This window comes from Aequorivita viscosa, assembly GCF_900106795.1.
GTDB classification, from domain to species: domain Bacteria; phylum Bacteroidota; class Bacteroidia; order Flavobacteriales; family Flavobacteriaceae; genus Aequorivita; species Aequorivita viscosa.
The window spans coordinates 196,306-216,685 of the sequence record NZ_FNNS01000002.1 but is presented as its reverse complement, the minus strand read 5'-3'; the positions used below and the strand labels follow the sequence as shown (position 1 = coordinate 216,685).

The window sequence follows — 20,380 nt, the reverse complement described above, 5'->3', positions numbered from 1 at the left end:
TTGATTGGCGACAAGGGCTACCTATCGGCAGAAATACAGCTCAACCTTTTTGACAGCTATAACATAAAATTGAGCACGCCGATGAGGAGTAACCAAAAAGAATATAAAAAACAACCTTATGTCTTCAGGAAAAAAAGGAAAAGAATTGAAACCCTTTTCTCGCAACTATGTGACCAATTTATGATAAGACGTAATTACGCCAAAACCTTTAGAGGTTTTAAAACCAGAATAATATCCAAGATTGCTGCACTGACAACTGTTCAATATATCAATAAGTTCATCTTCGGGAGAAACATCAACAACATTAAAATCAGCATTATTTAAAATGCACAACGGGTGAGCTTTGTTTGTTTATACATGTTTCTGACCAGTTGTAAAACAACTAGATTTTAAAAGTAACTATGGGCATGTTGGCATGATTTACGATATCTTCACTAACACTCCCATTAAAAAAGTGCGATATACCTTTACGCCCGTGCGTTCCCATGCCTATTAATTGCGCATTTATGTGTTTTGCAAAGTTTAAGATGCCTTTTTCTACAGAAACATCATTGTAGATGTTAAGGGTATAGTTTTGCAAATTCATTCCTTTAACAAACTCTTCCATTTGGAGGTAACCTTCCGCCGATGTTTTAAAGTTTGCTGGAGTATTTACCATTAATAAATGGGCTTTAGCGTCTATTTTTTCGGCAAATTCTTGTGCTTTTTTAAGTGCTCCTTGTCCAGATAACGAAAAATCTGAAGCAAAAACAAAATCTTTTACCTCGAATATAGGATGATTATTCTTAATTACTAAAACAGGGGTTTTGGAAGTTCGAACAACTTTTTCGGTATTACTTCCTACAAACATCTCCTTAAATCCACTTGCGCCAGTAGAACCCATAACAATAAGGTCAATGTCGTTTTTTTCACAAGCCTCTTCAATATCTTCATAGATTTCGCCACGGCCAATAGCTTCGTTTATGACAATACCGTCTAAATAATCTTTTTCGCGGAGGTCGCTAAAATGCTTTTCAGCAAGTTTTATAAAAAAAAGCGATTCAGGAAGACTTCCTGAGTTGCCTGATGTAGCAAGGTGTAACGGCATTTCCATAGAATGAATAACGAATATCTCGCTATCAAACTTTTTAGCAATTTGTATTGCAACTTTTAAGGCGTTTTCTGCTTGTTCAGAAAAATCGGTTGGGACTAATAAGCGTTTCATAAAAGAGGTTTTAAGGTTGTTTTATTACGAGACTTCAAAATACAAAAATAAATCGTTCCTCATTGGTTTTTATAGTTTTAAAAAAATGTAGTATATTTGCAGCGAATTTGATACGAATACTATCTGAGGGGACTAAAGTCCCCTCTTTTTATAGAATGAATTGATGCGTGAAAAAGTAGAACAACTCCTGGAGAACGCACTGGAAAAAAACAAATCCCTGTTTTTGATTGATTTGGACATTTCAGCAGATAACCAAATACGTGTAACTCTAGATGGCGATAAAGGCGTCACTGTTGAGGACTGTATTGAGGTTAGTCGCGAAATAGAACATAATTTGGATAGAGAGGAATTTGATTTTTCCTTGGAAGTTATGTCGGCCGGCGTTTCTGAGCCGTTAACCTTTCCTAGACAGTACAAAAAGAATATTGGGAGAAACCTAAAAATTAAAACCACATCTGGCAAAACTATTGAAGGCGAATTAATTAGCGCTAACGATGAAAGCTGCACCTTAAAGTGGTCCGAACGGGAACCAAAACCCGTGGGCAAAGGGAAAGTTACTGTCAAAAAAGAGGCTCTCCTGCCTTACAATGAAATTATGGAAGCAAAAGTTATGATAAAATTTTAATGAATTGATATGGAAAACTTAGCACTAATCGATTCTTTTTCGGAATTTAAAGACGACAAACTTATAGATAGAGTAACGCTAATGGCAATACTCGAAGAGGTATTTCGAAATGCACTCAAGAAAAAATTTGGGAGCGACGATAACTTCGATATTATTATTAACCCGGATAAGGGCGATTTAGAAATTTGGAGAAACCGTGTTGTTGTTGCAGATGGAGAAGTAGAAGATCCTAATGAAGAAATCTCATTGTCGGCTGCTCAGAAAATTGAACCCGATTTTGAAATCGGAGAAGATGTTTCTGAAGAAGTAAAGTTGATCGATTTGGGTCGACGTTCTATTTTGGCATTACGTCAAAACCTGATTGCAAAAATTCACGAACACGATAACACAAATATCTATAAACACTTTAAAGATCTTGAAGGCGAAATTTATACTGCAGAAGTGCATCATATTCGTCATCGTGCTGTAATTTTGCTAGATGATGATGGAAATGAAATAATCCTTCCAAAGGAAAAACAAATTCCTTCAGATTTTTTTAGAAAAGGTGATAACGTCCGCGGAATTATCGAGAGTGTTGACTTAAAAGGAAATAAGCCAACAATAATAATGTCTCGTGCGAATCCGATTTTCCTTGAGAAATTGTTTGAACAAGAAATTCCAGAAGTTTTCGATGGCCTAATTACGGTTAAAAAAGTAGTTCGTATACCAGGAGAAAAAGCGAAAGTAGCTGTAGATTCATATGATGATCGTATAGACCCAGTAGGGGCTTGCGTTGGAATGAAAGGTTCGCGTATTCACGGTATTGTAAGGGAATTAGGTAATGAAAACATCGATGTTATAAATTATACCAGTAACCTTAATCTTTATATCTCTCGTGCCTTAAGCCCAGCAAAGGTTACGTCTATTAAGATAAATGAGGAAACAAAACGCGCTGAGGTTATTCTTCGTCCAGAAGAAGTAAGCAAAGCAATTGGCCGTGGTGGTCATAACATCCGATTGGCGGGTCAGTTAACTGGCTACGAGATAGATGTGCTTCGTGAAGGCGCTGAAGAAGATGTAGAATTAAGCGAATTCTCAGATGAAATAGAAGCTTGGGTTATTCAAGAATTTCATAAAATTGGCCTCGACACTGCAAAGAGCGTGTTGGAGCACGACATCAACGATTTGGTAAAACGAACCGATTTGGAAGAGGAAACCATCCGCGATGTAATTAATATATTAAAAGAAGAATTTGAAGAGTAGTTAAAACTTTGGTTACTTTTATACAAATTTTTTAAAAAGACAAAATAGGAAAAAGCATTTATGGCTGAAGTAAAAAAGAAAAGACTAAGTCAGGTATTACGTGAGTTCAATATCTCGTTGGATCGTGCCGTGGAATTTTTAGGTTCTAAAGGATTCGAGGTGGATGCAAGTCCAAATACTAAAATAACGGGAGAGGAATATGAAGTTCTTTTTGAAGAGTTTGAAACCGACAAGAGTAAGAAAATTGAATCCAAGGAAGTAGGAGAAGAAAAACGTAAAGAAAAAGAAGAACTTCGTCTTGAACGTGAGCGTGAGCTTGAAGAAAGACAAAAGAAGAAAGAAGCTTCTCGCGTTATTAGATCTGAAGTTAAACTTGAAGGTCCAAAACAAGTTGGAAAAATTGACTTAAGTGGTGGCTCCAAGGGTAAACCTGAAACTGCTGCTCCAGTTAAAGAGACCGAAAAGGTTGAAAAAACTGAAGAAAAACCTGTCGAAAACAAGGAAGAGGTGAAGGTTGAAAAGCCAGAGGTTAAGCCCGAAACTCCTAAAGTTGAAAAGACTGAGCCAAAACCAGAAAAGCCAAAAGAGGAGGAAAAGCCAGTTGAAAAAGCTGAAAAATCTGAAAAACCTAAGGTAGTTAAAGAAGCTGCCAAAGTTGAAAAGGTTGAGGAAACTAAGGTTCCTGAAACACCAAAAGAAGCTCCTGCTGCTGAGGTTGAAAAACCAAAGGAAACTATCGCAGATTCAGATACAGTAACTACACAATACAGAAAATTAGAAGGACCTAGTTTTACTGGCCAAAAAATCGATCTTACTCAGTTTAAAAAACCTGAGAAAAAGAAAGATGCTAAATCCGACGATAAAAAAGATAAAAGAGGCAAGCGTCGCCGTATAAGCAAAGAGTCTCCAAAACCAGGGTCAACTGGCGTAGGAAAATCACGCGACACACGTGGGCGTAAAAAAGCAACAAGCAGTGTTCCTAAAGAGGAGCCAAGCGAAGAAGAAGTACAAAGACAAGTGCGTGAAACCTTGGAGAAACTTCAAGGAAAGTCCTCAAAAGGGAAAGGCGCAAAATACAGAAGGGAAAAACGAGACTTCCACCGTCAAAAAACGGAGGACGATGCTGCGCAGCAAGAAGCAGACAGTAAACTGCTAAAGGTTACTGAGTTTGTTACCGCTAGCGAAATGGCTACGATGATGGATGTGCCAGTTACTAAAATTATCTCAGCTTGTATGTCATTAGGTATGATGGTGACAATGAATCAGCGTTTGGATGCTGAAACATTGAGTATCGTTGCTGATGAATTCGGTTATGAAGTTGAGTTTGTAACAGCAGATCTTGAAGAGTCTATTGAGCGTGAAGTTGATGCTCCCGAGGATCTTGTTTCAAGAGCTCCAATCGTTACCGTAATGGGTCACGTTGACCACGGTAAAACATCGCTTTTAGATTATATACGAAAAGAAAATGTGATTGCCGGAGAATCTGGAGGAATCACCCAACATATTGGTGCATATGGAGTAGAATTAGAAGGAGGTCAAAAAATGGCATTCCTTGATACTCCTGGTCACGAGGCGTTTACCGCGATGCGTGCCCGTGGTGCTCAGGTTACCGACCTTGCAATTATTGTAGTTGCAGCAGATGACGCTATTATGCCACAAACGAAAGAAGCAATAAGCCACGCACAAGCTGCGGGAGTGCCAATTGTTTTTGCGATTAACAAAATAGATAAGCCAACCGCTAACCCTGAAAAAATCAAGGAAGGTTTGGCTCAAATGAACCTTTTAGTAGAAGATTGGGGAGGTAAAATACAATCGCAAGATATCTCTGCGAAAACTGGTTTAGGTGTTAAAGAATTACTCGAAAAAGTACTGCTAGAAGCCGAGCTTTTAGAGCTTACCGCAAATCCAAATCGCCGTGCAAACGGAACCGTTGTAGAGGCATTCTTAGATAAAGGTCGTGGATATGTTTCAACCGTATTAGTGCAAGGTGGAACCCTTAAAGTAGGTGATTACGTTCTTGCCGGTCAGCACAGCGGAAAAGTAAGAGCTATGCAAGATGAACGTGGCAAAAATGTGAAAACAGCCGGCCCATCAACTCCAGTTTCTGTTTTAGGACTGGATGGCGCTCCACAAGCAGGTGATAAATTCAATGTATTTGACGACGAAAGAGAAGCGAAAACGATTGCAACCAAGCGTACACAGTTACAAAGAGAGCAGTCGGTTAGAACACAACGTCATATTACACTTGATGAAATAGGAAGACGTATCGCGCTAGGAGATTTCAAAGAGTTGAACATTATTCTTAAAGGTGATGTGGATGGTTCTGTAGAAGCGTTAATAGATTCGTTCCAAAAGCTATCTACTGAAGAAATTCAGGTGAACATTATACATAAGGCAGTTGGACCTATTACCGAGAGCGACGTGTTATTAGCTTCGGCTTCAGATGCTATTATTATTGGTTTCAACGTTCGTCCGATGGGTAACGCACGTCAAATCGCCGACAAGGAAGAAATTGATATCCGTACATACTCTATTATTTACGACGCTATCAACGACTTAAAAGACGCGATGGAAGGTATGCTTTCACCAGTAATGAAAGAAGAGATTACAGGAACTGCAGAAATTCGAGAAACTTTCAAAATCTCTAAAGTTGGAACTATTGCAGGTTGTATGGTGCTAACTGGGAAGATATTCAGAAATTCTGGTATCCGTCTAATACGAGAGGGAGTGGTGGTTTACACAGGTGAATTGGCCTCGTTAAAACGATTCAAAGATGATGTTAAAGAAGTATCTAAAGGATATGATTGTGGTATTCAAATTAAAAACTACAACGATATCTATGAGAATGATATAATTGAGGCTTTCCAAGAAGTGGCAGTTAAGAAAAAACTGAAATAAATCAACAGCTTACTAAATTTAAAAACGACTCGAGAAATATTTTTTTCGGGTCGTTTTTTTTAAAACTAAGCTTGCATTTCAGAGTATACTAGATTCTAGAATGGCTATTGCTTTTCTCAAAATATATTCTGTATTTGATTTATTTAGTGTTGTAGCGACGTGTTGTAGTTATTTAGTTGGAAGAACTTATATCCCAAAGCTTCGATTCTTTTAGGGGATTAATACGTTTGTATAGTTAATTAATTTGTGCTCATGCTGTTTGAAAGATGATTGTATTCGTGTTTTCATTTCGGTTGTAAAATGAAAATGTTGCAACTAAAACTATGATTACATGCCATTGGTTAAGTAATTATCGGAATAGTTTCCGTAGAATTTGCTTGTGGTTTAAGATGAAATAATGGGTTGATAATCAAAATGTTTCAGCCTTTTGATATACGTTAAGAATTGTGAATTTTGCCTTTATTCAGACATGTTTAAAGACTGAAAATCAATTCGATTTTTATGTTTTTGACTTTTAAAAAATTTGGAAAGCTTGTTTACAATTAATGCAGCTTATACAAGAAGTAAAATGTGGGCATTTTAACGATCGAAGACGTTTCAGAAGAGCAACGTTAAATTTTGTGTGGATAGCTTTTTAGCCTAAAAAACACCTTTTTATTTATAAAATCAGCTTAGTTTACAAAAATGAAAACCAAGCTGATTTTTGGTGTGTTTTAATAATTTGGGATTGGTTTATTTTCGTCGTTCAGGTTTTAAAATAAATGCAGACGAAAAGTTTTTATGGATTTCTAAAAGTGCTCTTTCAGCCTCAATTCGTGTAGAGAAATTTCCGGCCCATACTTTATAATTTGGGGTTTCATATTCAATTGAAGCTGGCCAGTCCGCATAACCTGATCTATATTTTAGCAAAATTTGACTCGCTTTGTCCAATTCTCCATAGTAAAGCTGAATCGTGTACCCGTCAAAAAGCTTATTTTCTTTTTCTAAATTCTTTTTTGTCTTTAATAATTCAGTGATTTTTGGGTCTTCATGAACAGTAAGCGTTGCGCTTTGAGCAAACCCCTTTCCGAAGGCAAAAATCAATAAAATACTGGCTATAAAAAGTTTGGGAGCATTTTGTGGTTTCATATAAACAATTCTTTTTGCAAATGTAAAACTTAATAACGTCGCGAAGCTTAAAATTGTTATTTAGAACAAGTATAAATTAATCGTTAACACTTTGTTTGCATTTTCAAAATCGACTTTATAATGTATTTTTGTCCCTCAAATTACGGTTCAAAATCTGGTTTAATCAAAGTTTTGTATGTTCGCAGATTCTGTACCTAAAATATCGACCATAATTTTTAACCCATAGTATGAAAAAGGTGAATTTTTTATATCTACGCTCACAATTATCATTTCTCCTGTTAGTGTTTCTACTAACTTTTTCAACTAATTTACACTCTCAGGAAGAATCTGCGGATTCTGTAGGTGATGTTGCAGCTGGAGAAGCCTTGTTTAAATCTAATTGTGCTGCTTGTCACAAAATGGATGCTAAAGCAGTTGGACCTGCTTTAAGAGGGGTTGCGGATAAATTTGAGAGAGAGTGGCTTTACGATTGGATACGCAATAGCCAAGCAATGGTTGCTGCTGGTGACCCTATCGCTGTAAAGCTGTTTGAAGAAAACAACAAAATGATCATGACTCCATTTCCGGCGCTATCTGATGCGGACATTGATAACATCCTAGCGTATACTAGTCAGCCTAAAGCGCAACCAGTGGCTAGTGCAGCTGGCGCAGAAGGTGTTGCTGCTAGTGGGGGCGGTGACTCAGTTTCTAACGATTTGGTTCTTGGTGCCTTGGCATTGATTTTCATTCTTTTGGTGATTATGCTCTTCCTTGTTTACGGAACGTTAAAAAGAATTGCCGCAGCAAATGGAGTTGATACGGTTACCGATCCTAACAAAGTTCCATTATGGAAAGCATTTGCGCAAAACCAGTTTTTGGTAATTGTAGTATCTGTGTTTTTCTTATTGGCTGGAAGTTACTTCGCTTTCGGCTACTTGATGCAGGTAGGTGTGGATCAAGGATACCAACCTGTGCAGCCTATACACTTCTCGCATAAAATTCACGCAGGAGATAATGGGGTAGACTGTAATTTCTGTCATAGCTCTGCTAGAAAGAGTAAAACTTCGGGGATTCCTTCTTTGAATGTATGTATGAGCTGTCATAAAAATATTTCGGAAGTGGCTGAAGAAACTGCGACTGATGAATATTCAAAAGAGTTTTACGATGGCGAAATAGCTAAATTATACCAAGCTGTTGGTTGGGATGTGGACGAGCAACAATATACAGGCGAAACCGAGCCGGTTAAGTGGGTTCGTATTCATAACCTTCCTGATTTTGCTTACTTTAATCACTCGCAACACGTTTCTGTTGCCGGAATTTCGTGTCAAACTTGTCACGGTGAAGTTCAGGAAATGGAAGTTGTTGAGCAGTTCTCTCCACTTACAATGGGCTGGTGTATCGACTGTCATAGAGAAACTAATGTGAATTTGGCCTCTAATGAATATTATGCAAAAATTCACGAAGAGCTCTCCAAAAAATATGGAGTGGAAAAATTAACCATCGCAGAAATGGGTGGGTTGGAATGTGGCAAATGCCATTATTAAAATTGAAATAGTCTTAGTTGTTTAAGGCTTAGTACAAAAGATTAATTATCCTAAAAAAGTAAATTTTAGAAGCACGGTTTTCGATGTACGATTGAATGCTTGTTTTGTAATCGTAAATCTAAAATCTAAAATCGCAAATAAGCAATATGGCATCAAACAAGAAATACTGGAAAAGTTTTGAAGAGCTTAACCCAGATAGCAAAATTGTTCAGGCGCTCGAGCAGAAGGAGTTTGTAACGGAAATCCCTACAGACGAATTTCTTGGTGATAAGAAGGCTTTGGAGTCTTCTTCAACCACTCGTCGCGATTTCTTAAAATACGTTGGCTTTTCAACTGCTGCTGCTACTTTGGTGGCTTGTGAAGGCCCTGTTATTAAGTCAATTCCTTATGTTAACCTTCCTGATGAAATAGTTCCTGGAGTTGCAAATTATTATGCGTCGACAATGGCCGATGGATTCGATTTTGCTAATGTTCTGGTGAAAACAAGAGAAGGTCGACCAATTAAAGTTCAACCTAACGACCTTGCTGAAAACGGTGGAAGTGTTAATGCTAGAGTACAAGCGTCGGTGCTTTCATTGTATGATAAAAATAGACTTGCAGGACCGCAGATAGGCGGCGCAGATGTTTCTTGGTCTGAGTTGGATGGAGCTGTTGCGCAAAAACTAGATGAAATGGCTGGGAAAGAAGTTGTTCTTCTTACCCGAACTTTCGCTAGTCCTTCTACTTCTAAATTAATTTCTGAATTTGTAACCAAGTATCCTAATGTACGCCATGTGGTGTACGATGCTGTTTCTAGTTCCGAAGCATTGGATGCTTTCCAAAATAAATACGGAACGCGTGCGCTTCCTGATTATGATTTTTCAAAAGCTGAAGTTATTGTTTCTGTTGGTGCCGATTTCTTAGGGGATTGGCAAGGTGGAGGATATGCTAAGGGTTATGCAAAAAGTCGTATTCCTAAGGAGGGTAAAATTTCGCGTCACATTCAGTTTGAGGCTAACCTTACACTAAGTGGTGCAAAAGCGGATAAAAGAATTCCAGCTACTCCATCGCAGCAAATGCATATTTTGAAAGCTTTGACTAGCGGAAGTACTTCTGGTCTTCCTGACAACATGGTTGATGCTGTAAATAAGGCTAAAGCGCAACTTCAAAAAGCTGGGAGTAAAGCTTTGTTGATTACTGATCTTCCAACTGTTGAAGCTCAGTCAATTGCTTTGAATTTCAATGCTAATAGTGAGGCTGCTGATGTTGCTAAACCACGACTCATTAGACAAGGAAGTAATTCTGAAGTAATGGCAGTGGTTAACGGTGTTATTTCAGGAAATGTTAAAGGGTTGATAACAGTTGATGTAGATCCTGTGTATTCATTGCCCAACAGTAATGAGTTTGCTGAAGCGTATCAAAACCTTGAATTTACGCTTGCTTTTGATATGAGAAAAGAGGCAACTGCTTCTTTGGCTAAAATGGTAGCCGCAACTCCTCATTATCTGGAATCCTGGAACGATATTGAGATGAAGAAAGGAAATTATAGTCTGATGCAGCCTACAATTCGTCCTTTATTCAATACACGACAATTTCAAGACTGTTTGTTAAAGTGGACTCGCTCGAACAAAAGTTATTACGATTATATTAAAGAAAATTGGTCTAGTACTATCTTAACTGGAAAGACTTGGAATCAAGCACTTCACGATGGTTGCATTGTTAGTGATTCAGAAGTTTGGTCAACAGGTGTTCCTGTCGTTGCAGCTGGTACAGGCGCAATGGAGAGTAGCTCTGCCGATGGAGCCTTGTTTAATTCCAATGAAGGTTCTGGATTAGAATTAACTTTATACACAAAAACAGGTATGGGTGATGGTCGTCAGGCTAATAACCCATGGCTGCAAGAATTTCCAGATCCTCTTACAAGGGCGTCTTGGGATAACTACATTACGGTTTCTGCTGTTGATGCTGAAGAATTAGGACTTGTTAACAAGCATGTTTCTAACGGAGCTTTAAATGGTAGTTACGTGAATGTGAAAATGGGTGATGTTGTCGTAGAAAACGTACCCGTAATTATTCAGCCAGGTCAAGCCAAAGGTTCAGTTGGTATGGCTGTTGGTTATGGCAAGACTGCTTCAATTCAGGCCGAAATGCAGACTGGTGTTAATGCATATCCGCTGTATCAGAACTTTTCTTCTGTTCAAAATGTTACGCTTGAGAAAGTAAGCGGAACGCATGAATTCGCGTGTGTGCAGCTTCAGAGCACTATGGCTGGTCGTAGCGAAGATATAATTAGGGAAACAACTATTGAAATTTTCAATACAAAGGACAAGAAGTTTTTCAATCCTGTTCCTGCTGTAGAATATGATCACCAATTTGTAGATGTTACAGATCCTAATGTGGATATCTGGAGTCCGTTTGATACTTCTATCGGGCATCATTTTAACCTATCTATAGATTTAAATGCTTGTACGGGTTGTGGTGCTTGTGTAATTGCTTGTCACGCTGAAAATAACGTGCCGGTTGTTGGTAAAGATGAAGTACGAAAATTCCGCGATATGCACTGGTTGCGTATTGATAGATACTACTCGGCAGGAGATTCGTTCAAAGAGGAAATCGAGATGTCTGATAACTTAGGCGCATTTGAAACTTATAAATCTATTGAGACGCCAAGTTACGAGAACCCACAGGTTGCTTTTCAACCTTTAATGTGTCAGCATTGTAATCACGCTCCTTGTGAAACCGTTTGTCCTGTGGCAGCTACTTCGCACGGACGTCAGGGTCAGAACCACATGGCTTATAACCGTTGTGTGGGTACAAGATATTGTGCAAACAACTGTCCGTATAAGGTGCGTCGCTTCAACTGGTTCTTATATAGCGAGAATGATGAATTCGACTATAATATGAACAATGATCTTGGGCGAATGGTAATCAATCCTGATGTAGTAGTACGTTCTAGAGGGGTCATGGAGAAATGTTCTATGTGTATTCAAATGACACAGAAAACAATCCTTGACGCCAAACGTGACGGACGGGCAATAAAAGATGGTGAATTCCAAACAGCTTGTTCTATTGCTTGTGATACTGGAGCGATCGCCTTTGGAGATGTCAATGATGAGGATTCTGAAATCCGTAAGTTGAAAGATGGAGATCGCATGTATCGTGTGCTAGAAAGCTTGGGTACAAGGCCGAACGTGATGTACCAAATGTTGGTTAGAAACACTTCGGAAGAATAATAAATATTAATCAAGAACCAATTATTTAAGAAATAAATATGTCGTCACACTACGAAGCACCTATTAGAGAGCCTTTGGTTCTGGGAGAAAAGTCCTATCATGACATTAGCATGGAAGTTGGGGCACCCGTTTTTGGGAAGGCCAATAAATCTTGGTGGATAAGTTTTACTATCGCCTTAGTTGCATTTTTATGGGGATTGGGATGTATAATCTATACAGTCTCTACAGGAATTGGAACTTGGGGATTAAATAAGACCATTGGATGGGCTTGGGATATTACTAACTTTGTTTGGTGGGTTGGTATTGGCCACGCTGGAACGCTAATTTCGGCTGTACTTTTACTTTTCCGCCAAAAATGGAGAATGGCAGTTAACCGATCGGCCGAGGCGATGACGATTTTTGCCGTGGTTCAAGCAGGTCTTTTTCCAATTATCCACATGGGGCGCCCTTGGTTGGCATACTGGGTATTACCACTTCCTAACCAATTTGGATCGTTATGGGTAAACTTTAACTCACCGTTACTTTGGGACGTATTCGCTATTTCTACCTATTTATCTATCTCACTTGTATTCTGGTGGACAGGGCTGTTGCCTGATTTCGCGATGATCCGTGATAGAACAGAAAAACCTTTCCAAAAGAAAATTTACGGAATTCTAAGTTTTGGATGGAGTGGCCGTGTAAAGGACTGGCAACGTTTTGAAGAAGTTTCTTTGGTTTTAGCTGGTTTAGCTACACCCCTTGTACTTTCTGTACACACCATTGTATCTTTTGACTTTGCTACTTCGGTAGTTCCTGGATGGCATAGTACAATCTATCCTCCTTATTTCGTAGCTGGTGCGATTTTCTCTGGATTTGCAATGGTTCAAACCTTGCTTATTATAATGAGAAAGGTTTTGCATCTAGAAGACTATATTACCGTGCTTCATATAGAATACATGAATAAAGTAATTCTATTAACTGGAGGTATTGTTGGGGTTGCTTATCTTATTGAGTTCTTTATTGGATGGTACTCTGGTGTTCCTTATGAAAACTATGTTTACTTGTCATTCGGTGCTGCTACAGGACCTTACTGGTGGGCATTCTGGGCGTTGATTATTTGTAATATGATTGTGCCGCTTAGTTTATGGGTTAAGAAATTGAGAAGAAGCATTCGATGGACATTCTTCGTAGCGCTAGTTATCAATATTGGAATGTGGTTTGAGCGATTTGATATTATCGTTATCGACCTTAGTAAAGACAGGCTTACATCTTCTTGGGCAATGTTCCAACCTACGTTTATAGACATTGGTACATTTATCGGAACAATTGGTTTCTTCTTTGTACTTTTCTTGTTGTATGCTCGTACCTTCCCTGTTATTGCACAAGCCGAGGTTAAAACAATTTTAAAAACATCTGGGGCGGGCTTTAAAAGACTTAGAGCCGAACACGGAGATCACGTAAGCCATGACATTATGCAGTTCGAAAAAGAGCCGGGTAGATCAGCTTTTGTTAATCCAAATGCAGTGCCTATTAGTGCAGCAAACGACGAGAAGGTTACCCGTGTTGATGTTAAAACACAGCAAGTAAAAATCAATAGTCTTTTAGCGGCAGTAGGTACTTTTAATCCTGATGTTCAAACTCAAGATAATCTTCAGCGCATTAACGGAATTGGTCCTGTGATGGAACAAAAACTTCACCAGATTGGAATATTTACTTTCGGTCAGGTAAGTAAAATGACAGAAAGAGAATATGAGCTATTGGATGAAATAATTAGTGAATTCCCTGGAAGAGCTCGTAGAGATGACTGGGCAGGACAGGCGCTAACGTTTATAAACGAATAATTATGGCAGCAAATACAATACACGCAATTTATACAGACGATGATGTGCTTATGAACGCGGTTAAACAAACTCGCGCTGAGAACTATCGTATTTCTGAGATATATACACCATTTCCTGTTCACGGCCTCGATGAAGCGGTTGGATTGGCTCCTACACGTCTTGCTATAACTGCCTTTTTATATGGGTTGGTAGGATTTACAGTTGCGGTTGCAATGATGAATTACATAATGATTCAAGATTGGCCGCAAAACATTGGGGGTAAGCCAAGTTTTACCTTTTACCAGAATATGCCTGCATTCATTCCTATTATGTTTGAATTAACAGTGTTTTTCGCAGGGCACCTTATGGTAATTACCTTTTATATGAGAAGTCGACTTTGGCCATTTAAAAAAGCCGAAAATCCTGATTTACGTACTACCGATGACCACTTTTTAATGGAAGTTGATGCCGAAAATCACGACGTTGAGAAGCTAACACAGTTTTTGTATAAAACAGGGGCTTCAGAGATTAATCTAATTCAAATCGAACAAGATCATTAATATGAAAAGCTTATTCAAAATAACTCTGGTTTTAGCCTCTTCGGCAGTTTTGGTTTCTTGCTTTGATAGCAGTAAGCCTAACTTCCAGTTTTTTCCAGATATGTACGAACCGGTAGGTTATGAAACCTACGGTGCTTATGAGATTTTTCCTAATGAGCAATCAGCAATGAAGCCTGCAGAGAATTCAGTTCCAAGAGGTTTTCAGCCGTATGATTACGAAGATAGTACCGAAGGTTTGTTAAAAGCTAAAGCTGAACTTAAAAACCCATTAGAGGTTAATGAGAAAAATTTAGCTGCTGGAAGTCAACTTTATACTTTTTACTGTGCTGTTTGTCATGGTGATAAAGGTGACGGGCAAGGAATATTGGTTAAACGTGAAAAGTTTTTAGGTATTCCTAGTTATGCCGATGCAGGTAGAAATATTGTACCTGGAGGAATTTACCACGTACAGTATTACGGTCTTAATGCGATGGGATCGTTTACATCTCAAACTACTGAAAAGGAACGTTGGCAAATCGCAATGCACGTTATGGATTTAAAAGCAGCTTTATTAGGTGAGCCTGGAATTTTGGAAACTACTGCTAAAGATTTGAGTGCTGAAACAGTTGAGGACACTAATGAAATTACAGATGCCAATACAGCTGGCCTCTAGTTGAACATAAATAAAGAAACAAAAAGTAATGGCTACTAACTATATGTATACGCTACCAAGTAAATTGAAATTGTTTTCCATAATTCTTGTGGTAGCTGGGCTAATTGGGATTGTCTATGGTTTTATGACAACTCCCAAAACCGTAGAGGATGTAAAACACATTTTGTCTGCGCAAGAAGACCATCATTCAGCCAATGGAGCGTCTGCTGAAGCAACTAACTTTGTTGATACGGCTAGAGGTGAAATTGGATATTCTGAGGCAGCCTTAAAACAATCTAAAGACCTTGGCGAAGATAGCCACGGATCTTCTTCTCACGAAGAACACGTTTTACACCAAATGCAAACTAGACCTTGGTCTGCAACATTTGTTTCTGCCTTCTTCTTTTTGATGATAGGACTTGGTATCCTTGTGTTTTATGCAATTCAGGTTGTGTCGCAAGCAGGTTGGTCACCAGTTTTGTATCGTATAATGCATGGTATGACTGCCTTTGTATTACCAGGTTCGATTATAGTATTTCTGTTAGTTGTATTTGCTGGAACGCATTTCTTCCCTTGGCAGAATGATGAACTAGTTGCAGGAGATAAAATTCTTCAAATTAAATCTGGATTCTTAAACTTTCCATTTTTTGTTATTAGAGCCTTCATATACATTTTAGGGTGGAACCTATATCGTCATTTCGCAAGAAAATATTCTCTTGAGCAAGAAACGGCAAGTGATTATACACCGTTCAGAAAGAGTTTTAAAATTTCAGTTTATTTCTTAGCATTCTTCTTTATTACGGAAGCTTTTATGGCGATCGATTGGTTTATGACTCTTACGCCACACTGGTATAGTACGCTATTCCCTTGGTATGTATTCTCAAGTATGTTCGTTAGCGCTATAACTGCATTAGCTTTAATTACAATATATTTACGTGGTAAAGGTTTGGTTTCATTTATTAGTGATAAACACTTACACGATTTAGCTAAGTATATTTTTGCTTTCAGTATTTTCTGGACTTACCTTTGGTTTAGCCAATTTATGCTAATTTGGTATGCCAATATCCCAGAAGAAGTTGCGTATTTCGTTATTAGGATTAAAGAATATAACTTACTATTCTTCGGAATGTTAATTCTGAACTTTGTATTCCCGTTCTTAATGTTGATGAATAGCGATTACAAAAAGGTGCCTTGGTTTATTGTAATGACTGGAATCGTTGTGTTAGTTGGGCACTTTATTGATATATTCTTATTAGTAATGCCATCAACAGTTGGACAGTACTGGCATTTTGGAATTCCTGAAATTGGAGCTCTGTGTTTCTTTTTAGGTTTGTTCATATTGTTTGTGGGCAATGGACTTTCAAAGGTTTCTTTGAGACCAAAGAATGATCCTTTTATCACGGAAAGTGAAAACTACCATTTTTAATCAATTAGTTAAAAGAAGATTTAAAAGATGACCGTATTTTTAGTTATACTCGTAATCCTACTTTTTGGAGTTGCTGTTTGGCAAATGAATCGAATATTCCAGCTGGCAAGAATAAAGTCTACAGGCTTTGAAGACATAGCCACTGCTAAGGACAATAATGAGCAAGGATATTTAATGATTGCATTCCTTATTTTCATATATGTTATTACCGGAGTCTCCTTTTATTTATGGAGTGGTACACTTTTACCAGAAGCTGCTTCAGAACACGGTGGAGAGATAGACAACCTGATGTTGATAACCATGATTTTGATCTTCGTGGTTGGAATTTTCACTCAGGCATTATTGCATTACTTCGCATTTGTTTATAGAGGTAATAAGCCTAGAAAAGCACTATTCTACGCAGATAACGATAAATTGGAATTTATTTGGACAATTATTCCTGTAATTACTTTGGCAGGTTTAATTATTTACGGTCTTTTTACTTGGACTGATATTATGAATGTTGATAGGGATGATGATCCATTAATTATTGAATTGTACGCTAAGCAATTTGCTTGGGATGCTCGTTATGGTGGAAATGATAACACCTTAGGTGAAGCCAATGTGCGTTTAATAGAAGGCATTAATATTCTAGGACTTGACCCTGCAGATCCTAACGCACAAGATGATAAAATTGTAAAAGAGCTTCATTTGCCTGTTGGAAGAAGAGTATTGTTTAAAATTCGCTCTCAGGATGTACTGCACTCGGTATATATGCCACATTTTAGAGCTCAGATGAACTCTGTTCCAGGAATGATTACTCAATTTGCATTCACTCCTACCATCACAACTGAAGAAATGAGACAAACTGATCATATTCAGAAGAAAGTGAAGAATATTAATGAAATTCGTGCCGAGAAAAGCAAAGAGTTAGCAGCTAAAGGAGAAGAGCCTTTAGATCCTTACGAATTTGATTACTTGCTTCTGTGTAATAAAATTTGCGGTGTTAGCCACTATAACATGCAGATGAAGATAATAGTTGAATCGGAAGAAGATTATAATGCTTGGTTGGCAGAGCAACCTACTTTCGCCGAACAACTGAAAAGATAATACAATACTATAACTTAGATTAAATAAAAGATATGTCAGCACTCGCACAGGTTTCCGATATGGAAGATCATCACGAAGATCACGGACATCACGTAAAGCAAACTTTTGTAACGAAGTATATTTTTAGTTATGATCATAAAATGATCTCTAAACAATATATGATTACGGGTATTGTGATGGGTGTCATTGGTATCCTAATGTCATTGTTATTTAGACTTCAACTAGCTTGGCCAGACCATAAGTTTACTATTTACGAAGTGTTTCTTGGTAAATGGGCAACGGACGGGGTTATGGATCCTAATATTTACCTAGCTTTAGTTACGATTCATGGTACCATCATGGTTTTCTTCGTACTTACCGCGGGCTTAAGTGGTACATTTAGTAACCTACTTATTCCATTACAAATTGGAGCTCGGGATATGGCCTCCGGTTTCTTAAATATGATGTCTTTTTGGTTGTTCTTTATTTCGGCAGCTATAATGACCATGTCGTTGTTTGTAGAAGCTGGTCCTGCATCTGCTGGTTGGACAATTTACCCGCCTCTTAGTGCTTTGCCTCAGGCCATTCCTGGTTCTGGAGCGGGTATGACACTTTGGTTAATATCACTTGCTATATTTATCGCTTCTTCGCTGTTGGGTTCTCTTAACTTTATTGTTACCATTTTGAACTTACGAACTAAAGGGATGTCTATGACGCGTATGCCTTTAACAGTATGGTCTTTCCTTGTAACAGCAATGGTTGGATTAGTTTCTTTTCCTGTACTTTTTTCTGCTGCATTAATGTTAATTATGGATAGAAGTTTCGGAACATCCTTCTTCTTGTCCGACATTTACATAGCTGGGGAAGTGCTTCATCATCAAGGAGGTTCTCCGGTTTTATTTGAGCACCTTTTCTGGTTCTTAGGGCACCCAGAGGTATACATTGTAATACTACCGGCAATGGGAATTGTTTCTGAGATTCTAGCAACAAACTCCAGAAAACCAATTTTCGGATATCGTGCAATGGTGGCTTCGCTGTTATCAATTGCCTTCCTTTCTACGATTGTATGGGGTCACCATATGTTTGTGTCAGGGATGAACCCATTCTTAGGTTCAGTATTTACATTTACAACGCTTCTAATTGCAATTCCATCTGCTGTAAAAGCATTTAACTGGATTACTACTATTTGGCGTGGTAATATTCAAATGAACGTTGCTATGTTATGGGCTATCGGATTTGTTTCTACATTCATTACTGGTGGTTTAACCGGTATTGTGGTAGGAGATAGTGCGCTAGATATTAATGTTCACGATACATACTTTGTAGTGGCTCACTTCCACTTAGTAATGGGTGTTTCTGCGGCTTACGGATTCTTAGCTGGAATCTATCATTGGTTCCCAAAGATGTTCGAAGGCAGACTTATGAACAAAAAACTTGGTTACATCCACTTCTGGATTACAGCAATTGGAGCTTATGGAATATTCTTCCCTATGCACTTCGTTGGACTAGCTGGACTGCCAAGACGTTATTATACAAATACTGAGTTCCCATATTTTGATGATTTAGCAGATATTAATGTTGTTATGACTGTTTTTGCAATTATTACAATTTCAGCACAATTTATCTTCTTATACAACTTTATCCATTCTATGTTTTTCGGAAAAATGGGGCCAAAAAATCCTTGGAACGCAACTACTTTGGAGTGGACAACAGAGCATAAGCATATTCACGGAAACTGGGCTGGAGCCATTCCTCATGTATATCGTTGGGCATACGACTACAGTAAGCTTAACAAAGATGAAACCGATTACGTTATCGCAGGACAAGATTTTATTCCTCAAAATGTCCCGTTAATGGATAACGAAGATGAAACTGAGCATTAATTATAAAACATAAATTATTATTTAGCTTGTAGCTTTATATAATATTTCTAGAGCCGTTCTTTTAAAGTGCGGCTCTCTTTTTTTAATGTAGTTCAAGATGATTGCTATCTTTGTATTATGAATGAACACCTCGATCCAACAGGAGAAGATCTTACGCCACAAGAACTCGATATTGAGAAAAAGCTCCGTCCTCTTAGCTTTGGTGATTTTGCAGGGCAAGAACAGGCTTTAGAGAATTTACAAATTTTTGTTCAAGCTGCGAACCTTAGGGGAGAAGCACTTGATCATACACTATTTCACGGACCTCCTGGATTGGGTAAAACCACCCTTGCTCACATTCTTGCAAATGAATTAAATGTGAATATTAGGGTTACCTCTGGTCCAGTCTTGGATAAACCAGGTGACCTAGCAGGATTATTGACTAATCTCGACGAGCGCGATGTACTTTTTATCGATGAAATACATCGGCTTAGCCCTATTGTTGAAGAATATCTTTATTCCGCAATGGAAGATTATAAAATAGACATCATGATTGAGTCTGGTCCCAATGCACGAACGGTTCAAATAAACCTCAATCCGTTTACGCTTATTGGAGCAACAACCCGTTCCGGGTTGCTCACTGCCCCTATGCGGGCACGTTTTGGAATTTCATCTAGATTGCAATATTATTCTACCGAACTACTAACTACAATCATTCAGCGAAGTGCAGGAATTTTAAACGTTCCTATTACTATGGAAGCCGCAATAGAAATAGCGGGCAGAAGTCGTGGAACTCCTCGTATTGCAAATGCACTATTGAGGCGAATTCGAGATTTTGCCCAAATAAAAGGAAATGGAAGTATCGATATTCAAATCGCAAAATTTGGATTGGAAGCCTTACACGTAGACGCCCACGGCTTGGATGAAATGGATAATAAAATTCTTTTAACTATAATCGAAAAGTTTAAAGGTGGCCCAGTAGGTATTACCACTATCGCTACGGCCGTTTCTGAAAGTCCTGAAACAATTGAAGAGGTCTACGAACCATTCCTTATTCAACAAGGCTTTATAATGCGAACCCCGCGCGGACGTGAAGTAACCGAAGCTGCATACAAACACTTGGGAAGACTAAAAGGCCCTACACAGGGAGGATTGTTTTAGCAATCCATGGCTTAAACAAATAACTCTTCTATTTTTCATTT

General features: G+C 38.3%; 15 protein-coding genes. 13 read left to right on the top strand and 2 right to left on the bottom strand.

The annotated features are described in order from the left end of the window. Positions 1 to 324, top strand: a 324-nt coding sequence (locus tag BLW28_RS01930) for a transposase (RefSeq protein WP_143036824.1), incomplete at its 5' end; no start/stop codon positions are given. Positions 325 to 382: 58 nt separating this feature from the next. Here the strand turns inward: BLW28_RS01930 and BLW28_RS01925 are convergent. Beyond that, on the bottom strand, positions 383 to 1,204 hold the full coding sequence (locus BLW28_RS01925) for a universal stress protein (RefSeq protein ID WP_073214023.1): 822 nt from the start codon (positions 1,202 to 1,204) through the stop codon (positions 383 to 385). A gap of 160 nt (positions 1,205 to 1,364) precedes the next feature. Here BLW28_RS01925 and rimP point away from each other — a divergent pair, with 160 nt between their 5' ends. Genes rimP through infB form a run of 3 tightly spaced genes read left to right on the top strand, consistent with a single transcriptional unit; the run spans position 1,365 to position 5,969 of the window. Next, positions 1,365 to 1,829, top strand: a complete 465-nt coding sequence (gene rimP / locus BLW28_RS01920; RefSeq protein WP_073214020.1) for a ribosome assembly cofactor RimP — start codon at positions 1,365 to 1,367, stop codon at positions 1,827 to 1,829. A gap of 9 nt (positions 1,830 to 1,838) precedes the next feature. After that, entirely contained in the window at positions 1,839 to 3,071 is a 1,233-nt protein-coding gene (nusA, locus tag BLW28_RS01915) for a transcription termination factor NusA (RefSeq protein WP_073214017.1), read from the top strand. 60 nt (positions 3,072 to 3,131) lie between these two features. Beyond that, positions 3,132 to 5,969: a translation initiation factor IF-2 gene (gene infB / locus BLW28_RS01910; RefSeq protein ID WP_073214014.1), complete on the top strand. Its 2,838-nt coding sequence runs from the start codon at positions 3,132 to 3,134 to the stop codon at positions 5,967 to 5,969. Between the two features lie 732 nt (positions 5,970 to 6,701). On the opposite strand, the gene BLW28_RS01905 is transcribed toward infB, so the two are convergent. After that, positions 6,702 to 7,097, bottom strand: coding sequence for an SPOR domain-containing protein (locus tag BLW28_RS01905; protein WP_073214009.1), 396 nt, complete (start codon positions 7,095 to 7,097; stop codon positions 6,702 to 6,704). 227 nt (positions 7,098 to 7,324) lie between these two features. Here BLW28_RS01905 and BLW28_RS01900 point away from each other — a divergent pair, with 227 nt between their 5' ends. The 9 genes from BLW28_RS01900 (at position 7,325) to ruvB (ending at position 20,339) form a co-directional block, all read left to right on the top strand. Further along, the gene (locus tag BLW28_RS01900; protein WP_073214005.1) at positions 7,325 to 8,620 is read left to right on the top strand and encodes a cytochrome c3 family protein; all 1,296 of its coding nucleotides are present in this window, start codon (positions 7,325 to 7,327) and stop codon (positions 8,618 to 8,620) included. A gap of 146 nt (positions 8,621 to 8,766) precedes the next feature. Then, entirely contained in the window at positions 8,767 to 11,832 is a 3,066-nt protein-coding gene (locus BLW28_RS01895) for a TAT-variant-translocated molybdopterin oxidoreductase (protein ID WP_073214000.1), read from the top strand. A gap of 38 nt (positions 11,833 to 11,870) precedes the next feature. After that, entirely contained in the window at positions 11,871 to 13,652 is a 1,782-nt protein-coding gene (nrfD, locus tag BLW28_RS01890; protein WP_073213997.1) for an NrfD/PsrC family molybdoenzyme membrane anchor subunit, read from the top strand. Positions 13,653 to 13,654: 2 nt separating this feature from the next. Continuing rightward, complete coding sequence (locus tag BLW28_RS01885; RefSeq protein ID WP_073213994.1) at positions 13,655 to 14,191, top strand: DUF3341 domain-containing protein; 537 nt, start codon at positions 13,655 to 13,657, stop codon at positions 14,189 to 14,191. Position 14,192: 1 nt separating this feature from the next. Beyond that, a complete protein-coding gene (locus BLW28_RS01880) occupies positions 14,193 to 14,843 on the top strand; it encodes a c-type cytochrome (RefSeq protein WP_073213990.1) in 651 nt (216 codons plus the stop codon). Between the two features lie 28 nt (positions 14,844 to 14,871). Next, positions 14,872 to 16,248 (top strand): quinol:cytochrome C oxidoreductase, encoded by a 1,377-nt coding sequence (locus BLW28_RS01875; RefSeq protein ID WP_317042260.1) that lies wholly within the window; start codon positions 14,872 to 14,874, stop codon positions 16,246 to 16,248. Between the two features lie 27 nt (positions 16,249 to 16,275). After that, positions 16,276 to 17,337, top strand: a complete 1,062-nt coding sequence (locus BLW28_RS01870) for a cytochrome c oxidase subunit II (RefSeq protein WP_073213986.1) — start codon at positions 16,276 to 16,278, stop codon at positions 17,335 to 17,337. A 32-nt stretch (positions 17,338 to 17,369) separates the two neighbouring features. Then, positions 17,370 to 19,199 (top strand): cytochrome c oxidase subunit I, encoded by a 1,830-nt coding sequence (locus BLW28_RS01865; protein WP_073213983.1) that lies wholly within the window; start codon positions 17,370 to 17,372, stop codon positions 19,197 to 19,199. 117 nt (positions 19,200 to 19,316) lie between these two features. Next, complete coding sequence (gene ruvB, locus BLW28_RS01860) at positions 19,317 to 20,339, top strand: Holliday junction branch migration DNA helicase RuvB (protein WP_073213980.1); 1,023 nt, start codon at positions 19,317 to 19,319, stop codon at positions 20,337 to 20,339. The last annotated feature ends 41 nt before the right edge of the window (positions 20,340 to 20,380 follow it).

Bases quoted from the DNA above. Each gene is read 5' to 3' on its own strand.
- nusA (WP_073214017.1), top strand. From the start codon at position 1,839: ATGGAAAACTTAGCACTAATCGATTCTTTTTCGGAATTTAAAGACGAC.
- BLW28_RS01895 (WP_073214000.1), top strand. From the start codon at position 8,767: ATGGCATCAAACAAGAAATACTGGAAAAGTTTTGAAGAGCTTAACCCA.
- BLW28_RS01880 (WP_073213990.1), top strand. From the start codon at position 14,193: ATGAAAAGCTTATTCAAAATAACTCTGGTTTTAGCCTCTTCGGCAGTT.
- BLW28_RS01875 (WP_317042260.1), top strand. From the start codon at position 14,872: ATGGCTACTAACTATATGTATACGCTACCAAGTAAATTGAAATTGTTT.
- BLW28_RS01885 (WP_073213994.1), top strand. From the start codon at position 13,655: ATGGCAGCAAATACAATACACGCAATTTATACAGACGATGATGTGCTT.
- BLW28_RS01925 (WP_073214023.1), bottom strand. From the start codon at position 1,204: ATGAAACGCTTATTAGTCCCAACCGATTTTTCTGAACAAGCAGAAAAC.
- BLW28_RS01870 (WP_073213986.1), top strand. From the start codon at position 16,276: ATGACCGTATTTTTAGTTATACTCGTAATCCTACTTTTTGGAGTTGCT.
- BLW28_RS01865 (WP_073213983.1), top strand. From the start codon at position 17,370: ATGTCAGCACTCGCACAGGTTTCCGATATGGAAGATCATCACGAAGAT.
- BLW28_RS01905 (WP_073214009.1), bottom strand. From the start codon at position 7,097: ATGAAACCACAAAATGCTCCCAAACTTTTTATAGCCAGTATTTTATTG.
- ruvB (WP_073213980.1), top strand. From the start codon at position 19,317: ATGAATGAACACCTCGATCCAACAGGAGAAGATCTTACGCCACAAGAA.
- infB (WP_073214014.1), top strand. From the start codon at position 3,132: ATGGCTGAAGTAAAAAAGAAAAGACTAAGTCAGGTATTACGTGAGTTC.
- nrfD (WP_073213997.1), top strand. From the start codon at position 11,871: ATGTCGTCACACTACGAAGCACCTATTAGAGAGCCTTTGGTTCTGGGA.
- BLW28_RS01900 (WP_073214005.1), top strand. From the start codon at position 7,325: ATGAAAAAGGTGAATTTTTTATATCTACGCTCACAATTATCATTTCTC.